This is a genomic window from Chimaeribacter arupi (assembly GCF_002858805.1).
Lineage (GTDB): Bacteria > Pseudomonadota > Gammaproteobacteria > Enterobacterales > Enterobacteriaceae > Chimaeribacter > Chimaeribacter arupi.
The window spans coordinates 105,214-126,856 of record NZ_PJZI01000004.1; the positions used below are offsets into that span (position 1 = coordinate 105,214).

Genomic DNA, 21,643 nt, shown 5'->3' on the forward strand with positions numbered 1-21,643 from the left:
TGACCAGGCGGCCGGCCTTACCAGGCCGCCCATTCCGCCTCACCGGCCGGGAACGCGGCCAGAAACAGCGTCACCGCCAGCAGATCGGCACTGCCGCCGGGGCTGAGGTGCCGGTCAATCAGCGCATCATCCAGCGCATATAACCGCGCCGCGCCGTCCGGGGCCTGTACCCCGCCCTGCCACAACAGCCCCTGCGCCTGCTGCTGCACATAGTGCAGCCCCGCCATTCCGCCGCGCGCCGCCAGATTGGTGTCGGCGTTCCAGGCCATCAGGTGCAGCAACACCTGCAACTGCGCCTGCTCTTTCTGGCCGGTTTTCGCCATCATCCGCCGCCAGGTGGGCAGCGCCACACTGCGCACGGTGTGAAAGCCGCTCTCTGCCTCGCCGCGCGCGCCGGTCAGGCCGTGCTGCTGGTAGAGCCGCTCCCCGGCGGTGCGCGGTGCGGTAATGCCGCCCAGCTCCCGTTGCACCAGCCCGCGGCAGAAGTGGCTGACGGTTTCACACAGCGGCTGCTGCGCCAGCGGCCGCTGTAGGGCAGTGAGCCGCCCGGCCGCCGCCAGCAACAGGCCGAAGGCGAAAATCGCGCCTTTGTGGGTATTCACCCCGCCGGTGGTGCGCAACATCTGCGCCTCACCGGCCAGCCCCAGCGGCCGCAACATCGGCAACACCTGCACCGGGGCGAGCGCGGCGGTGCTGAACCCCAGATCGTAAAAGCGCGGCATCTGGCTCAGCAGTGCCTCAATGCTGCGCACAAACAGCCCGAGGTTCATGTCCCGGTGTGCGCCGTTGTTGCGCTTATCCACCAGCCCCGGTTTCGGCGTCAGCATTACCTCCTGCAACAACGCCTCCCCCATCTGCTGCACCAGTTGTTCCCGTAACGGCGTCCGGGGCGGCAAGGTTATTTCGCTCATAATGTTCCATCCTGTGATGAATCTCTTCCTTTATCAGCCACAGCGCATGGCGGCGCGCACGGGCGCAGAGGTGGGCCGGTTCCGGGCAGATCAGGCAGCGCCGCGGCGGAATGCCGAGCTGCGTGCGGGACATCACCTCCCCGGCAGCGTTCAGCACGTCCAGATCCCACAGCCGCCCGAGCGGGTGGCGCTCTTCCAGCGCGATCAGCGCCGCCTTCACCTCTGTTGCGGCCGCCTCCACCACCAGCATAAATTCCGGCCCGGTGGCGTGCAGCCAGCGCTGGTGCCAGCAGACCGGCCACTGTTTTTCGCGGCAGAGCGCGGCGACCGCCTCGCGCGCGTAGTGGCTGAGGCGACGGTACGCCGCGCTGTCTTTGATGCCGCCCGGCGCAATCAGCGTGCCGCAAATCAGGGTATTGCCGAAGCACTGCAACGCCTGCTGCTGCCGCCTGGCGCGCCGTTCGCGGGCGGCGAGCATCTGCGTGAGCGTGACGACGCGGGGCGGCGGCATCCGGTGTTGACGGTTCATGGTTTGACCTGACGGATCACATCAATCACTGAACCGTCGCGGTAGCGCACCACCGCCACGACCCGGTCAGTGAACTCAATCGCTTTCGGCTCGCCGGTCAACAGCCGCGCCCGCGCATGTAATTGCTCAATGGTCATCAACGGCAGGCCCGCCGCGTGCAGCCGTTCGCGGATCTCCGGGCGGCGCGGATTGACGGCGATGCCGTGGTCCGTGACCAGCACGTCGATGCTTTCGCCCGGCGTCACGGTGGTCAGCACCTTGTCCACCACCGTCGGCAGGCGGCCGCGCACCAGCGGCGCAGTGATAATGGTGAGATCCGCCCCGGCCGCGGTGTCGCTGTGGCCACCCGAGGCACCGCGCAGCACGCCGTCGGAGCCGGTCATCACGTTGACGTTGAAATTAAGATCGATCTCCAGCGCGCTCAGCATCACCACATTCAGCCGTTCACAGGCTGCGCCCTTGGAACGCGGGCTGGCGTACTGGTTGGCGCTGATCTCAATATGGTGTGGGTTGCGGCTCAGGGATTGCGCTGCGTCGGCGTCAAAGGATTGGGTGTCGAGCAGTTTTTCCACCAGCCCTTTTTCATGCAGATCCACCATCGTGCCGGTAATGCCGCCCAGCGCGAACCCGGCGGTAATCTGGCGGCGGCGCATCTTCTCTTCCAGAAAGCGGCTGACGGCCAGTGCCGCGCCGCCGGTGCCGGTCTGTAATGAAAAGCCGTGGTTGAAATAGCCGGAATGCTCGATCACGTTGGCGGCCTGCCGGGCGATCAACAGTTCACGCGGGTTACTGGTGAGGCGGATCGCCCCGGCGCTGATCTTCGCCGGATCGCCCACTTCCTCCACCTGCACGATCAGATCCACCTGATCCTGCGCGATGCTGGCCGGGTGGTTGGGGTAGCTGACAAACGCTTCGGTGAGCAGCACCACCGTGCGGGCGCGTTCGGCATCCACCTGCGCATAGCCCAGCGAGCCGCAGCGCGATTTGCCGCTGAAGCCGTTGGCGTTGCCGAATTCGTCACAACAGGGCACACCGAGGAACGCCACATCAATGGCCAGTTCGCCGCTGTCGATCAGCTGCACGCGGCCGCCGTGGGAGTGGATCTGCACCGGGTTGTCCATCAGCCCGCGGGAGATCGCCTCGCCCAGTTTGCCGCGCAGGCCGGAGGTGTAGATCTGGCGGATCACCCCCTGTTGGATGTGTTCGATCAGCGGCCAGTGGGCGTCGATCAATGAGCTGGAGGCGAGCGTCAGATCGCGGAACCCCATGCGCGTCAGCGTGCCGACCACCAGGTTGACCACCTTGTCGCCGCCGCGGAACGCATGGTGGAAAGAGATCGTCATGCCGTTTTTCAGGCCGGATCGCACAATCGCCTGCTCCAGCGAGGCGCACAGCTTGCGCTGGCGTTTTTCATCTTCCTGCGACAGCCACGGGCTGTGGGCGGCGGCATGGGTAAACGCCGGGAGGTCAGTATGTGCCGGTATGCGGGGTGCCGGTAGGGTGTGGGTTGTCATGTTTGTTGCTCCTTATTCGCGAATGCCGCCCGCGGCCCGTGACAGAACGCGCTGCGCGTGCAGCACAATCGGGCCGTCGATCATTTTGCCGTTGAGGGAAATCACCCCCAGCCCCTGCCGGGCGGCGTCGTCTGCCGCGGCAACCACGTCGCGGGCGTCGTCCACCTCCTGCTGCGTCGGCGCGTAGGCCTGGTGCAACAGCGCAATCTGGCGCGGGTTGACCAGCGATTTGCCGTCAAACCCCAGCCGCCGCACCTGCTCCACCTCACGCAGGAACCCGGCGTCATCATTAACGTCTGCCCACACCACGTCATACGCGGCGATGCCCGCCACCCGCGCCGCGTGCAGCACCGCACAGCGGGCGTAAAACAGCTCCGAGCCGTCGCCGCGCGAGGTTTGCATGTCCATCACGTAGTCAAACGCCGCCAGCGCAATCGCCACCATGCGCGGGCTGCTGCGGGCAATCGCCACCGCGTTCACCACGCCCTGTGCCGACTCAATTGCCGCCATCAGCCGGGTGCTGCCCACCTCGCGGCCGCAGGCGGCCTCAATGCGCGCCACTTCCGCTTCCAGTTGCTGTACATCCTCCACGTTGTTGGTTTTCGGCAGGCGGATGATGTCCACCCCGGCGCGCACCACCGCCTCCAGATCGGCCAGGCCGAACGGCGTGTCCAGCGGGTTGATACGCACCACTTTTTCCACCTCGCGGTAGAACGGGTGCTGGAGGGCGTGGAACACCAGCAGGCGGGCGCTGTCTTTTTCGCGCAGCGCCACGGCATCTTCCAGGTCAAACATCACGGCATCGGCACCGTAGACAAATGAGGTGCTGAGCATCGCGGCGTTGGCACCGGGGATAAACAGCATACTGCGACGTAATTTCATCCGGGCAGGCTCCATTCTGAAGGTTCTTTTCCGGCGGCACGCAGCGCGGCCGCCTGCACGCGGGCGCGCAATACGCACTCCAGCGCCCCTTTGTCATCAATGGCGATCTGCGCCTGGGTGATGCCAAGCTGCGCCAGCGTCACCCGCGCGAGGTGTTCGATTGCCTCACCAAATTGCGCCTGCACCACGCTTTCCAGCGTCAGGTGCAGCCCCGGTTCCGGCGACGGGCCGATGCGCACCAGCGCATCACTGGATTCCAGCGTGCCCGCGACAGCGTCTTTTACGATCTCCATGTCGTGTATTGCCTCATTGGTTGGTTAAGTCAGGCAGGGGTCGTTTCCCTGCGGTGTGCATGTCGCAAAAATGCCAGCGTGGCCGGCGGCACCAGCGCGGCCACGGCGTCCCAGTCACCGGCGGCCAGCAGCGCCCGCACCCTGGAGGCTGACACCGGTGCGCCGTTGATTTCCAGCCGCGGCAGCTCCACCACCTCCACCGGCGGCCAGAGGCCGTCCGGCTCCGTCAGCAGCGTCTGCATACGGCGGTTATAGGCGGCGGTAAGCGGGCAGAAAGGTTCGGTGCCGACAAAACGGTGGGTGATGCCCAGCGCCGGGGCGAGGTAACGGCGGAACAGCTGTAAATCGATCTGGCTGTGGCAGATATCCACCACGCCCTGATCTTTCAGGAAGTAACCGGGAAAGGTGGCGCGTGAGATCACGTATGCCGAGCCGGGGTGCAGCGTCAGGTTGCGGATGCCGTGCGTGCCCTGCGCAATCAGCGGGTAGCGGTCGGCGTAGCGGAACTGCGAGGCGTCCTCCTGCACCACCAGCAGGTGCAGCCAGTCACAGCGGGCAGCGGCCTGCTCCACCAGCCAGCGGTGGCCGAGGGTGAACGGGTTGGCATTCATCACAATCGCGCCGATACGCTGTCCCGGCTGACGCTGACGGCGGAGCTGGGCGCAATGGCGGCGCAGGCGGTCGGGGCTGTTTTCCATCAGCACCAGGTAGCCCGGCACTTCAGCCAGCGGGAAAAACCCGGCGGCGGCAAACAGCGTGTGGTTCTCCGGTTTGGTGAACAGGAAGAGTTCAGGGTGGCCGCGCTCAAACGCCAGCGTAATCAGCTCCGTCATCAGGATCAGGCTCAGCCCCTCCCCGCGCCGCGCCGGGTCAATGGCGATGCACTTCAGCACCCGGCCAGCCAGCCCGCCGCAGGCCACTACCCGGCCCTGCCGGTACGCGGCGACCATCACCTCCACATCCTTTTCCAGCCGCAGCCCGGCCTGGTGCAGCAACGGCAACAGGTGGGTGAGGCGTTCATCGCCGGGAAAAAGGCGGCGAAACAGAACCGGCATAATGCGCTCCGCATCATCAGCAAAAGAAAGGGAGCGCTATTTCGCCACGCCGCGCCGGGGATTAATTCCGGCAGGATCACATTTCACCGGCAATTTTAATGCCGCCTATGGTGTTTATTTATTTAATTACCCCAGGTGTATAAACCACATTAAATTAATAAAAACCCTGGTGATTCATTGAACGCCATCACATCACGCACGCCCTGCGATTCATTAGCATCTCCCCCGCTGCTGTCTGGTCTCTCTTAATAAAAGGATAACGTCATTATGACGACAATTACCCCGCTTCCGGTTAAGGAAGCCAAGGGCTTATCTGCCCTTTGGTCATTCAAGCTGTTTGGTATGCCGCTGCCGCTCTACGCCTTCACGCTGGTGACGGTGTTGCTGGCGCATGTCACCGATACCCTGCCCAATGATTTGGTTGGCGGGTTTGCGCTGATGTTTGTGATTGGCGCGCTGTTTGGCGAAATAGGCAAGCGCCTGCCGATCTTTAATAAATATATCGGCGGCGCACCGGTGATGATATTTCTGGTCGCCGCCTGGTTTGTGTATGCCGGCATCTTCACCGAAAAAGAGATAAAAACCATCACCAATGTGATGGACGAGAGTAATTTCCTGAACCTGTTTATTGCGGTGTTAATTACCGGCTCGATTTTGTCGGTAAACCGTAAATTACTGCTGCGCTCACTGGTGGGTTATATCCCAACCATTCTGGCCGGGGTGGCCGGGGCGGCACTGTTTGGGGTGCTGATTGGCGCGCTGTTCGGCATTCCGGTGGATCGGGTGCTGATGCTCTATGTGCTGCCGATCATGGGCGGCGGCAACGGTGCCGGGGCGGTGCCGCTTTCTGAAATCTACCATTCAGTGACCGGCAATTCGCGCGAGGAGTACTACTCGGTGGCAATCGCCATCCTGACCATCGCCAATATTTTCGCCATCGTCGCGGCGGCGATCCTCGACATTATCGGCAAGAAATTCCCGTCGCTGACCGGCGAGGGTGAGCTGGTGCGCAAAGCCTCTTTCCGGGTGGAAGAGGAGGAGAAAGCCGGGAAAATTACCCACCGCGAGGTGGCGGTCGGCATGGTGCTGGCGACCTGCTGCTTCCTGCTGGCCTATGTGCTCTCCAAATCATTGCTGCCGGGCATCGGTTCGGTACAAATCCATACCTTTGCCTACATGGTGCTGATTGTGGCCGCGCTGAACGCCGCCAACCTCTGCTCGCTGGAGATCAAAGAGGGGGCGAAACGCCTCTCCGATTTCTTCTCCAAACAGATGCTGTGGGTGCTGATGGTGGGCGTCGGCGTCTGCTACACCGACCTCGGCGAAATCATCGCGGCGCTGACCTTCGCCAACGTGGTGATTGCCGGGTTTATCGTGCTCGGCGCCATTGCCGGGGCAGCGCTCGGCGGCTGGCTGATCGGCTTCTTCCCGGTGGAATCGGCGATTACCGCCGGGCTGTGCATGGCGAACCGCGGCGGCTCCGGCGACCTGGAAGTGCTCTCCGCCTGTAACCGTATGTCACTGATCTCCTACGCGCAGATCTCCTCGCGCCTCGGCGGCGGCATTGTGCTGGTGATCGCCAGCGTGGTGTTCGGCATGTTCACCGGCTGATCCCCTGCGGCACGGCCAGCCGCCGTGCCGCGCTTTGATGGAGAACCCAACGATGTCTGAACCTGGTTTGATGCGCGAGGGCCTGGCCCTGATGGTCTGCGGCATGGGCTTTGTGATGATTTTCCTGCTGGTGCTGGTGTTCGCGCTGCGCCTGATGTCCGGGATTATCGTCCGTTTCTCGCCCGCGGAGGCCCCGGCACCGGCGCCCACGGCACCAGCTGCCGATGCCCTGGCGCCCCTGCGGCCGGTTATCGCCGCCGCCCTTCACCACCACCGCCGTCTGCACGGCATTCACTGATTTCTGGAGAACCTGATGTCCCCTTTATTGCGCCCTGTGGCGATAACTGATGTGGTGCTGCGCGATGCGCACCAATCCCTGTTTGCAACCCGCCTGCGGCTGGACGATATGCTGCCCGCTGCCGCGCTGCTGGACAAGATCGGCTTCTGGTCGCTGGAGTGCTGGGGCGGCGCAACCTTTGATGCCTGCATCCGCTTTTTGGGCGAAGACCCGTGGGTGCGCCTGCGCGAGCTGAAAAAAGCGATGCCCACCACCCCATTGCAGATGCTGCTGCGCGGCCAGAACCTGCTGGGCTACCGCCACTACGCCGACGATGTGGTGGAGCGCTTTGTAGAGCGGGCGGTCGCCAACGGCATGGAGGTGTTCCGCGTGTTTGACGCAATGAACGATGTGCGCAACATGCGCTGCGCGTTGCAGGCGGTGCGCAAACAGGGCGCGCACGCCCAGGGCACGCTGAGCTACACCACCAGCCCGGTGCATAACGACGACACCTGGCTGACCCTCACCGAAAAGTTGCTGGAAACCGGCGTCGATTCAGTGGTGATCAAGGATATGTCCGGCATCCTGACGCCGGACACCGCCTTCCGGCTGGTGGGGTTGATTAAGCAGCGCTTCAATGTGCCGCTGCACCTGCATTGCCACGCCACTACCGGCATGGCGGAGATGACGCTGCTGAAAGCGATCGAGGCCGGGGTGGACGGCGTGGACACCGCCATTTCGTCGATGAGCGGCACTTACGGCCACCCGGCCACCGAGGCGCTGGTCGCGGCGCTGCGCGGCACCGCCTGGGACAGCGGGCTGGACCTGGTGCAACTGGAGGCGATCGCCGCCTGTTTGCGTGAGGTGCGCAAAAAATACCACGCATTCGAAGGCCAGTTGCGTGGCGCGGACAGCCGGATCCTGGTGGCGCAGGTGCCGGGCGGGATGCTCACCAATCTGGAGAGCCAGCTCAGGCAGCAGAATGCCGCCGACAAGCTGGACGCGGTGCTGGCGGAGATCCCGCGCGTGCGGGAAGATCTCGGTTTCCTGCCGCTGGTGACGCCGACCTCCCAGATTGTCGGTACCCAGGCGGTGATGAATGTGCTGCTGGGGGAACGCTACAAAAGCATCGCCAAAGAGACGGCCGGTATCCTGAAAGGGGAATACGGCGCGACGCCTGCGCCGGTCAACGCTGCGCTGCAACAGCGGGTGCTGGCGGGCGGCCAGCCGGTGACCTGCCGCCCGGCCGATCGCCTGCCGCCGGAGATGGCGACGCTTGAGGCGGAGGTGCAGCGCGAGGCGGCGGCGAAAAACATCACGCTGGCGGACAGCCCGATTGATGATGTGCTGACGGTGGCGCTGTTCCCGCAGATTGCCTGGAAATTCCTGGAAAACCGCCATAACCCGGCCGCGTTTGAGCCGTTGCCTGGCGGCGTTGCCGTGCCGCAGCCGCAGCCGCAGCCGCCAGCATCGCCCAACGGCCCGGCGCGCTATACCGTGGAGATGGAGGGGCGGCGTTACGTGGTGCAGGTCACTGAAGGGGGCGATGTTGACACCATTACGCCGGTGGCCGCCCCTGCCCCGGTGTCAGCCGGGGGCGTGGCGGTGAATGCGCCGCTGGCCGGGGCGATCTGGAAAGTGGTGGTCAGTGAGGGGCAAGCGGTGCAGCAAGGCGACGTGCTGGTGATTCTGGAAGCGATGAAGATGGAAACCGAGATCCGTGCTGCACAGCCCGGCACCGTCAGCGCCATCCGGGTGAAACCGGGTGATGCCGTCAACGTGGGCGATTGCCTGCTTACTCTGGCCTGAGGCAAAACCGCATGGAAAGGTTAACGGCCCTGTTTCAGGGATTGGGCATCCTGCATCTGAGCGGCGGGCAGGCGCTGATGCTGCTGGTGAGCCTGCTGCTGCTGTGGCTGGCGATTGCCCGGAAGTTCGAACCGTTGCTCCTGATGCCGATTGGCTTCGGCGGGCTGCTGGCCAATATCCCGGATGCCGGTCTGGCGATGTCGGCGCTGGAGATGGCGCTCTACAAGGCGCAGCCGGATCAGCTGGCGGCGCTGGCCGCGCGCCTGCACTGCCTGCCGGACGCGGCCGCGATCAAGGCGCAACTGGTGACCGCTGCCCCGGCAGTGCTGCATGGGCTGGCGACCCTGGCGGAAGAGATGGGCCACAGCGACGGCGTGCTCTACGTGTTCTATAAGGTCGCGATCGCTTCCGGCATTGCGCCATTGGTGATCTTTATGGGCGTCGGGGCGATGACCGACTTCGGCCCGCTGCTGGCTAACCCACGCACCCTGCTGCTGGGCGCGGCCGCGCAGTTCGGCATCTTCGCCACGGTGCTCGGCGCGCTGGCGCTGAATGTGCTGGGGGTGATCAGCTTCACGCTGCCGCAGGCAGCGGCGATTGGCATTATCGGCGGCGCGGACGGGCCAACGGCAATCTACCTCTCCAGCATCCTGGCCCCGGAGCTGCTGGGGGCGATTGCGGTGGCGGCCTACTCCTATATGGCGCTGGTGCCGCTGATCCAGCCGCCCATCATGCGGGCGCTGACCACCCCGGCGGAGCGGCAGATTGTGATGACGCAACTGCGGGTGGTGCATAAACGGGAGAAGATCATTTTCCCGGTGATGTTGCTGCTGCTGGTGGCGCTGCTGCTGCCGGACGCCGCCCCGCTGTTGGGGATGTTCTGCTTCGGCAACCTGATGCGCGAATGCGGGGTGGTGGAGCGGTTGAGCGAGACGGTACAGAACGCGCTGATCAATATCGTCACGATTTTCCTTGGCCTGTCCGTCGGTGCGAAACTGGTGGCAGATAAGTTCCTGCAACCGCAGACGCTCGGCATCCTGCTGCTGGGGGTGATTGCGTTCGGCATCGGCACCGCCAGTGGGGTGCTGATGGCGAAGCTGCTTAACCGGTTTGGCCACACGCCGATTAACCCGCTGATTGGCGCGGCCGGGGTGTCGGCAGTGCCGATGGCCGCCAGGGTCGCCAATAAAGTGGGGCTGGAGGCCAACCCGCAAAACTTTTTGCTGATGCACGCGATGGGGCCGAACGTGGCCGGGGTGATTGGCTCAGCGATTGCGGCCGGGGTGATGATTAATTATATCCTGGCGCGGTGACCCGCTGCTTTCTCACGCTGTAACAAAAAAGCGGCCGTCCATCGCGGCCGCTTTACAATATTCTCGATTGTTTGATACAACCTGGCGAAATAGCGCCGCCCTTTCTGCGTGATAAACGAATATTATTCATAACGTGCATAAAGTGCATAAAATTTTCAGCACTCCACGCATTCCTTCACGGTTTTCACCTTTCCAGCGATTATATTAGCAAGGCATTTCACCCCGGCCTTTCGCGCTATTTCATCCATTCCACCCCTTTATAAGGAGAATATTTATCCAAGCGGTTAATTCATCAACGCGGAAAGCCGCAGGCTGGCGAAAATATGCCGGCCCGAAAACCTTTCAGACGCGCGTTTTTCTGCTGTTGCTGTTTACTTCAACCATCAGCCTTTTGGTGATGACCGGTTATTTCAGCCGTATGGAAAAAGAGCGGCTGCATTATCAGGTCGGCCAGCGTGCGCTGGTGCAGGCCCGGCAAATCGCCGCGATGCCCTCGCTGGCGGCAGCGGTGGCGCAGCAGGACACCGACGCCGTCAAAACGCTGGCGACCCGGCTGCGCGCGCTGTCAGATGCTACCTACATCACCATCGGTGACAGCCGCGGCGTGCGGCTGTTCCACGTCGATGAGGAGAAAATCGGCGCGCAGATGGAGGGCGGTGACAGCGGCCCGGCGCTGAAAGACGGCCGCAGTTACCTCTCTGAACGGCGCGGCTCACTGGGCACGTCGCTGCGCGGCAAAGCCCCGGTACGCGCGGCGGATGGCCGGATCATCGGGATTGTGTCGGTGGGCTATACCCTGAGCCAGCTGGAGAGCTGGATCTGCCTGCAACGCCAGACGCTGCTGTTGCCGATGCTGTTGCTGCTGCTGTTCCTGCTGGTGTGCGCCTGGTGTTTTTCGCTGCATATCAAGCGGCAGATGCGCAGCCTGGAGCCGGATGCGCTGGCGCGGCTGCTGATCCAGCAGGAAGTGCTGTTCGAGTCGGTGTTCGAGGGGCTGATTGCCATCGACGCGGAGAACCGCATCACTGCCATCAATCAGGCGGCGCGGCGGATGCTGGGGCTGGTGCAGCCGGTGCATCTGCTGATTGGCGAGCCGGTCCAGGAGATTGTGCACCCCGGCAGTTTTTTCCTGGATGCACCGGGGCAGGATAAAAAAGATGATATTGCCTCATTTAATAATGTGAAGGTGATTGCCAGCCGGATGAGCATTTGCATTAACGGCATCCCGCAGGGGTCGGTTATCAGCTTCCGTAATAAAGATGATATTAATACCCTGAGTCTGCAATTGAGCCAAATCCAGCAATATGCAGATAATTTACGCGCCATGCGCCATGAGCAAATTAATACGTTATCGACCCTGGCCGGGCTGCTGCATATAAAAGCCTATGATGATGCGGTGAACATGATTCAGGCGCAATCTGCGCGCCACCAGAAAATAGTGGATTACGTGACGATGAATTTCCGGAATAACCCGCTGGCCGGGCTGTTAATCGGGAAATATTACCGCGCGCAGGAACTGGGTATTGAACTCATTTTCGACCCCGGCTGTGAGGTGGCGGAGTTGCCGGAGAGCCTGACGCACAACGAGTGGATCTCGATTGTCGGCAACCTGCTGGATAACGCCTTTATCGCCACGTTAAAGCAGCCCGGCAGCCCGCGGGTGGTGGAGTGTTACCTCAATGCGCAGGGGGAGGACGTGGTGCTGGAAGTGGCGGATCACGGCTGCGGCATCCCGGAGGCGATCCGTACGCGGATTTTCGAACGCGGCATCACCACCAGCACCTCCGGCGATCACGGCATCGGCCTGTGGCTGGTGGACAGTTATGTACGGCAGGCCGGGGGCACCATTTTCATTGATGACAATACGCCGACCGGCACCATTTTTACCCTGACAATCCCGTGGTGAGAAGAGGATGAATTATGACGGTATTATCGCTGCTGATTGTTGAAGATGAGCCGCAACTGGCAGAGCTGCTGGCGGACTACATCAAACAACATTTTAATTTTCATATTGTGAGCATCGCCGGCACGCTGAATGAGGCGCGGATGATTACCCGGCGCTATAAACCCCACCTGATCCTGCTGGATAATTTCCTGCCTGACGGGCGCGGCATTGAGCTTATCAAACATCTGGTCAATGAGAACAGCACCAGCCGCGTGGTGTTCATCACGGCGGACAATGATATGGACACCATCAGTGAGGCAATCCGCCTCGGGGTGTTCGATTACCTGATAAAGCCGGTGCATTACCAGCGGCTGCACCATACCCTGAGCCGCTTCAGCCGTTATGTCAGTTCATTGCGCTCCAGCGAGCAGGCCAGCCAGCAGCATGTGGACGCGCTGTTTAATATGCAGTCACGCGAATGGGCGGAGGAAGCGCCCGCACCGTTGCGCGGCATTGAGGGCAATACGCTGCAAAAAATCCGCGATTTGTTCACCGGGGAGAGCAGCTACACCGCCGACAGCCTGGCGCGCCTGCTCGGCAGCAGCAAAACCACCGCCAGGCGCTATCTGGAGCATGGCGTGAAAGAGCGCTTCCTGGAGGCCGAAGTGGTGTATGGCCGGGTCGGCCGCCCGGAGCGGGTCTATCGCGCGCGCCGCGCCTGACGCCGCCATAAAAAAAGGGTCTGCCGAGGCAGACCCTGTAGAACGCAGCAGGAGCCGGATCAGTCGATCTGTTTTACATCCACCCGCAGCTCTTTCGGCACTTCAAACACGATGTTCTCTTCGCGGCCGCTCATCTCAATCGCCGCACCGCCGCCCAGCGCCTGCAGGCGTGTGATCACATCCTGCACCAGCACGTCCGGTGCGGACGCCCCGGCGGTAACGCCGATGCTCGCCGCGCCTTTCAGCCAGGCTTCCTGGATGTCGGCGGCGGAATCGATCAGATAGGCCTGTTTGCCCATGCGCTGCGCCAGCTCCGCCAGACGGTTGGAGTTGGAGGAGTTGCGCGACCCAACCACCAGCACCACGTCCGCGCCATCGGCCAGGTTGCGTACCGCTTCCTGACGGTTGGTGGTGGCGTAGCAGATGTCGTCCTTGCGCGGCCCGACAATCTTCGGGAAACGCGCACGCAGGGCGTCAATCACGTCAGACGTGTCATCCACCGACAGGGTGGTCTGCGTCATGAAGCAGAGGTTATCCTCATTTTTCACTTGCAGGGCGAACACGTCCGCCGGGGATTCCACCAGGTACATGCCCCCTTCCGGGTTGCTGTACTGGCCCATGGTGCCTTCCACTTCCGGGTGGCCGGCATGGCCGATCAGGATAGCCTCGGTGCCTTTGCGGCTGGCGCGGGCCACTTCCATATGCACTTTGGTCACCAGCGGACAGGTGGCGTCAAACACCGTGAGGTCACGGCTGCGCGCTTCCGCCCGTACCGCCTGGGAGACGCCGTGCGCGGAGAAGATCAGGATCGAGCCGTCCGGCACTTCGCTGATCTGCTCGATAAACACCGCACCGCGGGCGCGCAGGCTGTCTACCACGTAGCGGTTGTGCACCACTTCGTGGCGCACGTAGATCGGCGCACCGTAGATCTCCAGCGCACGCTCCACAATGCTGATGGCGCGGTCAACGCCCGCGCAGAAGCCGCGTGGGTTAGCCAGCAGGATTTGCATCATTGGCCTCCAGATCCGGGTCAATCTCCAGCACGTCCAGATCAAAACTGATGTGCTGGCCGGCCAGCGGATGGTTGAAATCGACGGTGATCGACTCCTCCGCCACCTCACGCACCACGCCCGGCATTTCACTGCCGTCCATCGCGGTGAACATCATAATGGTGCCCACTTCCGGGATGCCGGTTTCAATGAAGTCACGGCGGGAAAAGAACTGGATCAGATCCGGGCTTTTCTGGCCGAACGCCGACTCCGGCGACAGGGTAAAGGCGCGCTTGTCGCCGACCTGAAGGCCCAGCAGGTGCGCCTCCAGATCGTCAGAGAGGCTGCCGTCGCCCAGGCGGAACAGCGCCGGTTTGCCGTTGCCGCGGGTGGATTCCGCCACTGAGCCATCTTCCAGCGTCAGGGTAAAATGCACCAGCACGGCGCTGTCAGGTTGAACATGGTCTGCCATCAATTACCCCTTATTTCCGGCCGCAGCCTTGTCATCGGTGTTGGGGGCGATGAAGCCCTCCAGCACCACCAGTGCCGCGCCGACACAGATGGCGGTGTCAGCGATGTTGAAGGTCGCGAAGTGCCAGTTGCCGATGTAGAAGTCCACGAAGTCCACCACAAAGCCATGCCACATGCGATCAAACAGGTTGCCGAGCGCCCCGCCGATAATCAGCGCATACGCGCAGTTGGCGATTTTCTTCTGCGCACGGGTGCGGTACATCATCACCAGCAGGGCCAGCGCGATGGCAATCGCGATACCTGCGAAGAACCAGCGCTGCCAGCCGCCTTTGTCCGCCAGGAAGCTGAACGCCGCGCCGTAGTTGCGCGCGTAGTGCAGGTTCAGGAACGGAAACAGCGGCTGCGTTTCGCCCAACATAAAGTGGTTCACAATCCACTGCTTGCTGCCGAGGTCAACGATCAAAACCACAATCGTCAGCCACAGCCAGCGCAGTCCGGTTGAAAGTAACGGTTTACGCATCAGGCAAATTTACGCTCTTCGCCGTGACCGGCTACGTTGGTATAGCAGCGACCGCAGATTTCTGCGTGCTCCGGGTTCTGGCCGACATCGGTGGTGAAGTGCCAGCAGCGCGGGCATTTTTCACCGTCCGCTTTCGCCAGGCCAATTTTCAGCCCTTTGAGTTGCTCGCTGGCCTGTGCATCGGCCGGGGCCTCCGCCAGCGGTGCCACGGTGGCCGCCGACGTCAGCAGCACGAAGCGCAGTTCCGCGCCCAGGCTGTGCAGTTTCGGTGCCAGGTCGTTGTCCGCATACAGCGTGATGGCCGCTTCCAGCGAGCCGCCGAGGCGTTTGTCCGCACGGGCCTGCTCAATCACTTTGTTCACTTCGCCGCGCACTTTCAGCAGCTCAGCCCAGAAGGCGTCGCCCATCGGCTCGGCAGCGTCCAGCCCGAACAGGCCGTCGAACCACTCTTCGGTGAACACGTATTGCGCGCGTTTGCCCGGCAGGTAGCCCCAGATCTCATCCGCGGTGAAGGACATGATCGGTGCCATCCAGCGTACCAGCGCTTCCACGATGTAGTAGAGCGCAGTCTGGCAGCTGCGGCGCGCCACGCTGTCGCTTTTCGCGGTGTACTGGCGGTCTTTGATGATGTCGAGGTAGAACGACCCCATCTCCACCGAGCAGAACTGCATCAGGCGCTGCACCACTTCGTGGAAATCGTAACGGGCATACGCCTGTTCGATGTCCTGCTGGGCAGCCAGCGCACGGCCCACCGCCCAGCGGTCCAGCACCACCATCTCTTCCGGGCTGACCATGTCAGTGTCCGGGTTGAAGCCGTTCAGGTTCGCCAGCAGGAAGCGGGCAGTGTTACGGATACGGCGGTAGGAGTCCGCGGCGCGCTTCAGGATCTCGTCAGACACCGCGATCTCGCCGGTGTAGTCGGTTGATGCCACCCACAGGCGCAGGATGTCGCCGCCCAGTTTGTTCATCACGTCCTGCGGGGAGACGGTGTTGCCGATGGATTTGGACATCTTGCGGCCCTGACCATCCACGGTGAAGCCGTGGGTCAGCACCTCTTTGTACGGCGCTTTGCCCTTCATCGCGGTGGAAATCATCAGCGATGACATAAACCAGCCGCGGTGCTGGTCGGAGCCTTCCAGGTACATGTCCGGCGTGTGGCCGTCAAATTCCGGGCGCGCATCCACGACAGAGAAACTGGTGGAGCCGGAGTCAAACCAGACGTCCAGCGTGTCCGGCACTTTCACGTAGTCTGCGGCGTCGTCACCCAGCAGCTCAGCCGGATCGAGATCCCACCAGGCCTGAATACCGTTCTCTTCAACGCGTTTCGCCACCTCTTCCATCAGCTCGATGGTGCGCGGGTGCAGCACTTCCGTCTCTTTATGGACGAACAGCGACATCGGCACGCCCCAGGTACGCTGGCGAGAGATACACCAGTCCGGGCGGTTGGCGACCATGTTTTCGATACGCGCCTGGCCCCAGTCCGGGATCCACTGCACGCCTTTGATTTCGCCCAGCGACTGCTTACGCAGGCCGTGCTGATCCATGCTGATGAACCATTGCGGCGTGGCGCGGAAGATGATCGGCGTTTTGTGACGCCAGCAGCACGGGTAGCTGTGGGTCAGTTTCTCAACGTGCAGCAGGGCGCCCTGCTCACGCAGCAAGTTAACGATCACATCGTTGGCTTTGAAGACGAACAGGCCGTCCAGCGCCGGGTAGGTGCCCGGCAGGTAGCAGCCGTTCGGGCCAACCGGGTTGGCGACTTCCAGGCCATATTTCTGGCCGATGACGTAGTCATCCGGGCCGTGGCCGGGTGCGGTGTGTACTGCACCGGTACCGGCGTCCAGCGTGACGTGGTCGCCCAGGATGGCCGGGACGTCAAAGCCCAGGAACGGATGCCGGAAGCGCAGCAGCTCCAGATCCGCCCCTTTGCACTCGCCCAGCACCGTCCAGTCGGTGATGCCGGCGCGCTTCATCACGCTCGCAACCAGATCGGTCGCCAGGATCAGGCAGCGCCCTTCCACCTGCACCAGTTGGTAGGCGAATTCCGGGTTCAGGGAGATGGCGCGGTTGGCCGGCATGGTCCACGGGGTGGTCGTCCAGATAACCAGCGCCACCGGGCCGTTGAACTGCGTCACGCCAAATTTCGCGGCAACGCCTGCGGCGTCGGTGGCGTTGAACATCACGTCAATCGACGGCGAGGTTTTGTCGTAATACTCCACTTCCGCTTCCGCCAGCGAAGAGCCGCAATCGGTACACCAGTGCACCGGCTTCGCGCCTTTGTGCAGGTGGCCGTTGGCGATGATTTTACCCAGCGCACGGATAATGTTGGCTTCGGTGCCGAAATCCATCGTCAGGTAAGGACGATCCCAGTCGCCCAGCACGCCGAGGCGGATGAAATCCGCTTTCTGGCCGGCAACCTGTTCAGCGGCATATTTCCGGCACGCTTCACGGAATTCTGCCGCGGTGACTTTCTCACCCGGCTTGCCGATCAGCTGCTCGACTTTCAGTTCGATCGGCAGGCCGTGGCAGTCCCAGCCCGGTACATACGGCGAGTCATAACCGGCCATCCCTTTCGACTTGATAATAATGTCTTTGAGAATTTTGTTAACCGAGTGACCAATATGAATGCTGCCGTTCGCATACGGAGGGCCGTCATGCAGGATAAAGGTTTTTTTGCCCTTTTTGGCAGCACGAATCATCCCGTACAGATCCTGCTCATACCAGCGTTGCAGCATGCCAGGCTCGCGCTTGGCGAGATCGCCGCGCATCGGGAACCCTGTTTCCGGCAAATTCAGGGTATTTTTGTAGTCACTCATCAGATTCTCGGTTCCGTTTTCGGCAAGAGAGGTTAAACCGGTGCCTTCAGCCCGAAATATTTCCGGGTAGTCACCACATCGTTGGCGATCTGCTGTTTCAATGCATCGAGTGAAGCAAACCGCTGTTCATTACGCACTTTGGCGCTCAATACTACTTCTATATGGCGCCCGTATAAGTCCATTGCAACATCCAGCAAGTGAACTTCCAGTTGCTGACGCACGCCCGACACGGTGGGGCGGGTGCCGATGTTGGCGACGCCGGGCAGCGGGGACGGCCCCAGGCCGTGCACCTGCACCGCATAGACGCCGCTGACCGGTGCCACCCGCCGTTTCAGCGGCAGGTTGGCAGTGGGGAAGCCAATGGTGCGGCCCAGGGCGTCGCCGTGTACCACCCGGCCGGAAATGCTGTAAGGATGGCCGAGCAGGCGCTCTGCCAGCCCCAGGTCATCATTTTTCAACGCGGTGCGGATGGCGGTGCTGCTGATGCGCAGGCCGCCCTCATGGAAGGTCGGCGTATTCTGTACGGTAAAGCCGTACTCCACCCCCGCCTTCTGCAACAGGGTGAAATCCCCCTGGCGGCCCGCCCCAAAGCGGAAGTCATCGCCTACGGTCAGGAACTTCACGCCCAGCTTTTCAATCAGCAACTGGGCGACAAACGCCTGGGCGCTCATGGCGGCGAAGCGCGGGTCGAACCGCACACAGAGCAGGTAATCGACCCCGGCCTCCGCCAGATAGCGGGCTTTGTCACGCAGGCGGGTCAGGCGCGCCGGTGCTTTGTCCGCCGCAAACAGCTCCAGCGGCTGCGGTTCAAACACCATCACCATCACCGGCAGCCCCAGCCGCCTGCCTTCATATTTCAACTGCTCCAGCAACGCCCGGTGGCCACGGTGCACGCCGTCAAAATTACCAATAGTGAGCACGCAACCGTGATGGCGCGCCCGAAGATTGTAAATGCCGCGAATAAGCTCCATAGCAGGCTCAAGAGAGTGGAAATCGGCGGATTATACCTTGTACAGCCGTCAAGGTTAACCCGCGATTGGGGGTTTAGTATGATGTCCTACCATACCGGAGATATGCAGGCGGTAAAATCCTTTTGCTGCCGCCTGCCGTCAGGTTGCCGGTGAGCGGCTGAATGTAAACAACCGGTTAGCCCTGTTTCTCAATCCTTTCTGCGTGCCGCGGCGAATTTTCGTGGGAAAGGCTGTATTCCCTGGGGCGAAGCTGTTAAAATCCTGCGCCATCACAACGTAACAAGTGCCGGCCGTACAAACGGCGCTTATTTGCACAAATCCATTGACAAAAGAAGGCTAAAAGGGCATATTCCTCGGCCTTTGAATTGTCCTCAATAGAATATTTTGGGAGTTGGACCTTGGCTAATATCAAATCAGCTAAGAAACGCGCCGTACAGTCAGAGAAGCGTCGCAAGCATAACGCAAGCCGTCGCTCTATGATGCGTACCTTCATCAAGAAGGTATACGCGGCTATCGCTACTGGCGATAAAGAAACTGCACTGAAAGCATTTAACGAAATGCAACCGCTTGTGGACCGTCAGGCTTCTAAAGGCCTGATCCACAAAAACAAAGCTGCGCGTCATAAGTCAAACCTGATCGCGCAAATCAACGCAATGCAATAATCGCATTACGCTGTTTGCTTTGTTAAAGAAACCGGCCTTGGCCGGTTTTTTTACGTCTGCGTTACCTTGAAAAACCGGCTCACGCCGGTTTTTTTATTTCTGCCACCGCAACGCCGGGCTTATGGCATCGGCGAGGAGACGTCAGCCAGCCGCTCGTCCTGCGGGTCGCGGTGGCTGAACAGCCCGGAGAAATCCGTGTGGCAGATGCGCTGCACTGCCGGGTGCTGAATCATCCGCTCGGCGAAAATCACGTGATACTCCTCTTTCACCGAATCGACCTGCCCCAGCTGATGCACCTGCATCATGCCCTGCATGTCCGCCGCATACAGCGCCGGTGCCACAAAAATGGCATTGTTACGCCGGCCAAATGCCGCCATCAGTGCCGCATCATCAAACTCACCCAGGATTTCCGGCTGGATGCCCTGCGAGCTGAACCAGTTGAGCAACGTGCGCCCAAGCATCGAACGGCGGCCGGGGATCAACAGCTTACGGTGCCGCAGGCAGTCCGGGAAGGGCTGGGGCGGCAGCGGTGCCGCGCAATAGAAGCCCACTGCGCACTCCCCCAGCTTCAGGGAAAACAGCCCCGCCTGCTGGCTGGAATCCACCGGACAATCCGACAGGATCATGTCGAGTTTGTGCTGGCTCAGCTGCTCCAGCAGCAATTCATGGGTTGATTCATAACAGCGCAGGTGAATCTGGCCCTCCTCCGCCACCGCCGTTTCCAGCACCCGGCTGACCAGCCGCTTGGAGAGCGCATCCGCCACGCCGACATCAAACAGCAGGCTCGACTCTTTGCGGTAGTTGACGATATCCAGCATCTCCTGGCTGAGCATAAACATCTTGTCCGCATAGCGGAACACCAGTTGCCCCAGTTCAGACGGCACCAGCCCGCGCCCCTGCCGTTTGAACAGTTTGCCGTTCAGCCGCTCTTCCAGTGCTTTGATCTGGCCGGTGATGGTCTGGGGGGTCAGAAACAGTGCCTCCGCCGCCCCGGCCACCGACCCGGCTTTGCAGACATGCCAGAAATAGTAGAGATGGTTAAAGTTAAGATGAGACATACGCATGATAAAGCCTCACAACCGGCAGACGTTCCTGTCTGCCGGATAATGCCCGGATCAGGCGGGGCGTTTGGCCGGCAGTACCCGGCTCAGGGCCAGGTAACCGAAGCAGGCTGCCAGCAGGGAACCACTCAGGATGCCCAGTTTGGCATAGTTAATCAGCGCCGGGTCATCATGGCCGAATGCCAGCCCGGCAATAAAGATCGACATGGTAAAGCCGATGCCGCACAGCACGGACACCGCGCCGATATGTTTGAACGTCGTGTTATCCGGCAGCCGGGCAATGCCGCTTTTCACCGCCAGCCAGCAGATCAGGGAGATCCCCAGCGGCTTACCGATAAACAGCCCGGCGATGATGCCGAGCGGCAAATCAGACAGCAGCCCCCCCATCGACACTTCACCCAGGTAGATCCCGGCATTGGCAAACGCAAACAGCGGCAGGATCAGGCGGGCGACCCACGGGTGCAACTGGTGCTCCAGCTCGCGCAGCGGGGAGAATTTGTGGCCGCGGTTAAGCGGGATCAGGAAGCCGGTAATCACGCCCGCCAGGGTGGCGTGGATGCCTGACTGTAGAATAAAGATCCACAAAACTGCCCCCAGCAGCAGATAGAGTGTGCGCGCATTAACGCCGCGCCGGTTCATCACCGCCATCACCAGAATGGTCGCTGCCGCCCCGGCCAGCGCAGTCAGGGAGAGATGGGAGGTGTAGAACAGGGCAATAATCACGATCGCCCCGAGATCATCGATGATCGCCAGCGCCAGCAAAAAGGCTTTCAGGCTGGCAGGGACGCGGCTGCCGAGCAGCGCCATCACGCCGACGGCAAAGGCAATGTCGGTGGCGGCCGGGATGGCCCAGCCCACACGCGTGACCTCATCCGCGGCGTTAAACAACAGGTAAATCAGGGATGGCGCAATCATGCCGCCCAACGCGGCAATCACCGGGAAAATGGCTTTATTCCAGCCCGCCAGCGCTCCTTCCATCAATTCACGTTTAACTTCCATCCCGACCAGCAGGAAGAAGATCGCCATCAGCGCATCATTAATCCACCAGAGTGATGAATGGCTGAGATCAACACCGCCCAGATGCAGTGGCAACGGGGTATTGATCAGCCATAAATAGGTATCATGCAGCGGCGAGTTTGCCATGATGAGCGCGATAATGGCCGCCACGATCAGCACAATGCCGCCGGAGGCTTCCATATTGAAGAAATGCCTGATGGTGTTACGCACGAATGCCATCCTTTATATTTATGATCAGGTTGAACCAGGAGCCTAGAGGTTACGCATTTCAACTCATCGTTAAAAGCAGCTTTTTAGACAACTTTGATTCGGGATAAACGAATTGAACAAATAAA

The 21,643-nt window shown here is 61.5% G+C and carries 20 protein-coding genes; 7 read left to right on the top strand and 13 right to left on the bottom strand.

Annotated features, from left to right (window positions below; genetic code table 11):
- Window positions 1-17: 17 nt before the first annotated feature.
- Genes citG through citC form a run of 6 tightly spaced genes read right to left on the bottom strand, consistent with a single transcriptional unit; the run spans window position 18 to window position 5,184 of the window.
- Window positions 18-911 (bottom strand): triphosphoribosyl-dephospho-CoA synthase CitG, encoded by an 894-nt coding sequence (gene citG, locus CYR52_RS03995; protein WP_101827995.1) that lies wholly within the window; start codon window positions 909-911, stop codon window positions 18-20.
- Complete coding sequence (gene citX / locus CYR52_RS04000) at window positions 796-1,440, bottom strand: citrate lyase holo-[acyl-carrier protein] synthase (protein WP_101827996.1); 645 nt, start codon at window positions 1,438-1,440, stop codon at window positions 796-798. The genes citG and citX overlap by 116 nt, the downstream gene beginning before the upstream one ends.
- A complete protein-coding gene (gene citF / locus CYR52_RS04005) occupies window positions 1,437-2,954 on the bottom strand; it encodes a citrate lyase subunit alpha (RefSeq protein ID WP_101827997.1) in 1,518 nt (505 codons plus the stop codon). Before citF ends, citX begins: the two co-directional genes overlap by 4 nt.
- 12 nt (window positions 2,955-2,966) lie before the next feature.
- Window positions 2,967-3,836: a citrate (pro-3S)-lyase subunit beta gene (gene citE / locus CYR52_RS04010; RefSeq protein WP_072928701.1), complete on the bottom strand. Its 870-nt coding sequence runs from the start codon at window positions 3,834-3,836 to the stop codon at window positions 2,967-2,969.
- Window positions 3,833-4,129, bottom strand: a complete 297-nt coding sequence (gene citD / locus CYR52_RS04015) for a citrate lyase acyl carrier protein (RefSeq protein ID WP_101827998.1) — start codon at window positions 4,127-4,129, stop codon at window positions 3,833-3,835. The genes citE and citD overlap by 4 nt, the downstream gene beginning before the upstream one ends.
- A 29-nt stretch (window positions 4,130-4,158) precedes the next feature.
- Entirely contained in the window at window positions 4,159-5,184 is a 1,026-nt protein-coding gene (citC, locus tag CYR52_RS04020) for a [citrate (pro-3S)-lyase] ligase (RefSeq protein ID WP_101827999.1), read from the bottom strand.
- A gap of 267 nt (window positions 5,185-5,451) precedes the next feature.
- Between citC and citS the strand changes: the two genes are divergently transcribed.
- From citS to CYR52_RS04050, 6 genes are all read left to right on the top strand, one after another.
- Window positions 5,452-6,795 (top strand): citrate/sodium symporter CitS, encoded by a 1,344-nt coding sequence (gene citS / locus CYR52_RS04025; RefSeq protein ID WP_072928694.1) that lies wholly within the window; start codon window positions 5,452-5,454, stop codon window positions 6,793-6,795.
- Window positions 6,796-6,847: 52 nt separating this feature from the next.
- Complete coding sequence (locus CYR52_RS04030; RefSeq protein WP_101828000.1) at window positions 6,848-7,093, top strand: oxaloacetate decarboxylase subunit gamma; 246 nt, start codon at window positions 6,848-6,850, stop codon at window positions 7,091-7,093.
- Window positions 7,094-7,108: 15 nt separating this feature from the next.
- Entirely contained in the window at window positions 7,109-8,881 is a 1,773-nt protein-coding gene (gene oadA, locus CYR52_RS04035; protein ID WP_101828001.1) for a sodium-extruding oxaloacetate decarboxylase subunit alpha, read from the top strand.
- An 11-nt stretch (window positions 8,882-8,892) separates the two neighbouring features.
- Window positions 8,893-10,194 (top strand): sodium ion-translocating decarboxylase subunit beta, encoded by a 1,302-nt coding sequence (locus CYR52_RS04040; protein ID WP_072928688.1) that lies wholly within the window; start codon window positions 8,893-8,895, stop codon window positions 10,192-10,194.
- 397 nt (window positions 10,195-10,591) lie between these two features.
- Window positions 10,592-12,100: an ATP-binding protein gene (locus CYR52_RS04045; RefSeq protein ID WP_079205242.1), complete on the top strand. Its 1,509-nt coding sequence runs from the start codon at window positions 10,592-10,594 to the stop codon at window positions 12,098-12,100.
- 14 nt (window positions 12,101-12,114) lie between these two features.
- On the top strand, window positions 12,115-12,801 hold the full coding sequence (locus CYR52_RS04050; protein ID WP_072928684.1) for a response regulator: 687 nt from the start codon (window positions 12,115-12,117) through the stop codon (window positions 12,799-12,801).
- 59 nt (window positions 12,802-12,860) lie between these two features.
- Here the strand turns inward: CYR52_RS04050 and ispH are convergent, their stop codons facing one another.
- The 5 genes from ispH to ribF are packed head-to-tail and all read right to left on the bottom strand — an operon-like array spanning window position 12,861 to window position 18,568.
- Entirely contained in the window at window positions 12,861-13,811 is a 951-nt protein-coding gene (ispH, locus tag CYR52_RS04055; protein WP_072928682.1) for a 4-hydroxy-3-methylbut-2-enyl diphosphate reductase, read from the bottom strand.
- Window positions 13,792-14,262, bottom strand: coding sequence for an FKBP-type peptidyl-prolyl cis-trans isomerase (gene fkpB, locus CYR52_RS04060; RefSeq protein WP_072928680.1), 471 nt, complete (start codon window positions 14,260-14,262; stop codon window positions 13,792-13,794). Before fkpB ends, ispH begins: the two co-directional genes overlap by 20 nt.
- 3 nt (window positions 14,263-14,265) lie before the next feature.
- A complete protein-coding gene (gene lspA, locus CYR52_RS04065) occupies window positions 14,266-14,781 on the bottom strand; it encodes a signal peptidase II (RefSeq protein WP_072928678.1) in 516 nt (171 codons plus the stop codon).
- Entirely contained in the window at window positions 14,781-17,597 is a 2,817-nt protein-coding gene (gene ileS, locus CYR52_RS04070) for an isoleucine--tRNA ligase (RefSeq protein WP_072928677.1), read from the bottom strand. The genes lspA and ileS overlap by 1 nt, the downstream gene beginning before the upstream one ends.
- Before the next feature lie 32 nt (window positions 17,598-17,629).
- The gene (gene ribF, locus CYR52_RS04075; protein ID WP_072928675.1) at window positions 17,630-18,568 is read right to left on the bottom strand and encodes a bifunctional riboflavin kinase/FAD synthetase; all 939 of its coding nucleotides are present in this window, start codon (window positions 18,566-18,568) and stop codon (window positions 17,630-17,632) included.
- 398 nt (window positions 18,569-18,966) lie between these two features.
- Here ribF and rpsT point away from each other — a divergent pair, with 398 nt between their 5' ends.
- Window positions 18,967-19,230: a 30S ribosomal protein S20 gene (gene rpsT / locus CYR52_RS04080; protein ID WP_072929074.1), complete on the top strand. Its 264-nt coding sequence runs from the start codon at window positions 18,967-18,969 to the stop codon at window positions 19,228-19,230.
- Window positions 19,231-19,349: 119 nt separating this feature from the next.
- Here rpsT and nhaR read toward each other — a convergent pair whose 3' ends face one another.
- Both nhaR and nhaA read right to left on the bottom strand, forming a co-directional pair.
- The gene (gene nhaR, locus CYR52_RS04085; protein ID WP_072928674.1) at window positions 19,350-20,294 is read right to left on the bottom strand and encodes a transcriptional activator NhaR; all 945 of its coding nucleotides are present in this window, start codon (window positions 20,292-20,294) and stop codon (window positions 19,350-19,352) included.
- A 51-nt stretch (window positions 20,295-20,345) separates the two neighbouring features.
- Window positions 20,346-21,488, bottom strand: coding sequence for a Na+/H+ antiporter NhaA (gene nhaA / locus CYR52_RS04090; protein WP_241506064.1), 1,143 nt, complete (start codon window positions 21,486-21,488; stop codon window positions 20,346-20,348).
- Window positions 21,489-21,643 lie beyond the last annotated feature (155 nt).

Excerpts from the sequence above, each read along its gene's own strand:
- citD (WP_101827998.1), bottom strand. The coding sequence starts at position 4,129 with ATGGAGATCGTAAAAGACGCTGTCGCGGGCACGCTGGAATCCAGTGAT.
- lspA (WP_072928678.1), bottom strand. The coding sequence starts at position 14,781 with ATGCGTAAACCGTTACTTTCAACCGGACTGCGCTGGCTGTGGCTGACG.
- citX (WP_101827996.1), bottom strand. The coding sequence starts at position 1,440 with ATGAACCGTCAACACCGGATGCCGCCGCCCCGCGTCGTCACGCTCACG.
- ileS (WP_072928677.1), bottom strand. The coding sequence starts at position 17,597 with ATGAGTGACTACAAAAATACCCTGAATTTGCCGGAAACAGGGTTCCCG.
- CYR52_RS04040 (WP_072928688.1), top strand. The coding sequence starts at position 8,893 with ATGGAAAGGTTAACGGCCCTGTTTCAGGGATTGGGCATCCTGCATCTG.
- citE (WP_072928701.1), bottom strand. The coding sequence starts at position 3,836 with ATGAAATTACGTCGCAGTATGCTGTTTATCCCCGGTGCCAACGCCGCG.
- nhaR (WP_072928674.1), bottom strand. The coding sequence starts at position 20,294 with ATGCGTATGTCTCATCTTAACTTTAACCATCTCTACTATTTCTGGCAT.
- citF (WP_101827997.1), bottom strand. The coding sequence starts at position 2,954 with ATGACAACCCACACCCTACCGGCACCCCGCATACCGGCACATACTGAC.
- ribF (WP_072928675.1), bottom strand. The coding sequence starts at position 18,568 with ATGGAGCTTATTCGCGGCATTTACAATCTTCGGGCGCGCCATCACGGT.
- fkpB (WP_072928680.1), bottom strand. The coding sequence starts at position 14,262 with ATGGCAGACCATGTTCAACCTGACAGCGCCGTGCTGGTGCATTTTACC.
- citC (WP_101827999.1), bottom strand. The coding sequence starts at position 5,184 with ATGCCGGTTCTGTTTCGCCGCCTTTTTCCCGGCGATGAACGCCTCACC.
- CYR52_RS04045 (WP_079205242.1), top strand. The coding sequence starts at position 10,592 with ATGACCGGTTATTTCAGCCGTATGGAAAAAGAGCGGCTGCATTATCAG.
- ispH (WP_072928682.1), bottom strand. The coding sequence starts at position 13,811 with ATGCAAATCCTGCTGGCTAACCCACGCGGCTTCTGCGCGGGCGTTGAC.
- CYR52_RS04030 (WP_101828000.1), top strand. The coding sequence starts at position 6,848 with ATGTCTGAACCTGGTTTGATGCGCGAGGGCCTGGCCCTGATGGTCTGC.
- CYR52_RS04050 (WP_072928684.1), top strand. The coding sequence starts at position 12,115 with ATGACGGTATTATCGCTGCTGATTGTTGAAGATGAGCCGCAACTGGCA.
- oadA (WP_101828001.1), top strand. The coding sequence starts at position 7,109 with ATGTCCCCTTTATTGCGCCCTGTGGCGATAACTGATGTGGTGCTGCGC.
- nhaA (WP_241506064.1), bottom strand. The coding sequence starts at position 21,488 with ATGGAAGCCTCCGGCGGCATTGTGCTGATCGTGGCGGCCATTATCGCG.
- citS (WP_072928694.1), top strand. The coding sequence starts at position 5,452 with ATGACGACAATTACCCCGCTTCCGGTTAAGGAAGCCAAGGGCTTATCT.
- citG (WP_101827995.1), bottom strand. The coding sequence starts at position 911 with ATGAGCGAAATAACCTTGCCGCCCCGGACGCCGTTACGGGAACAACTG.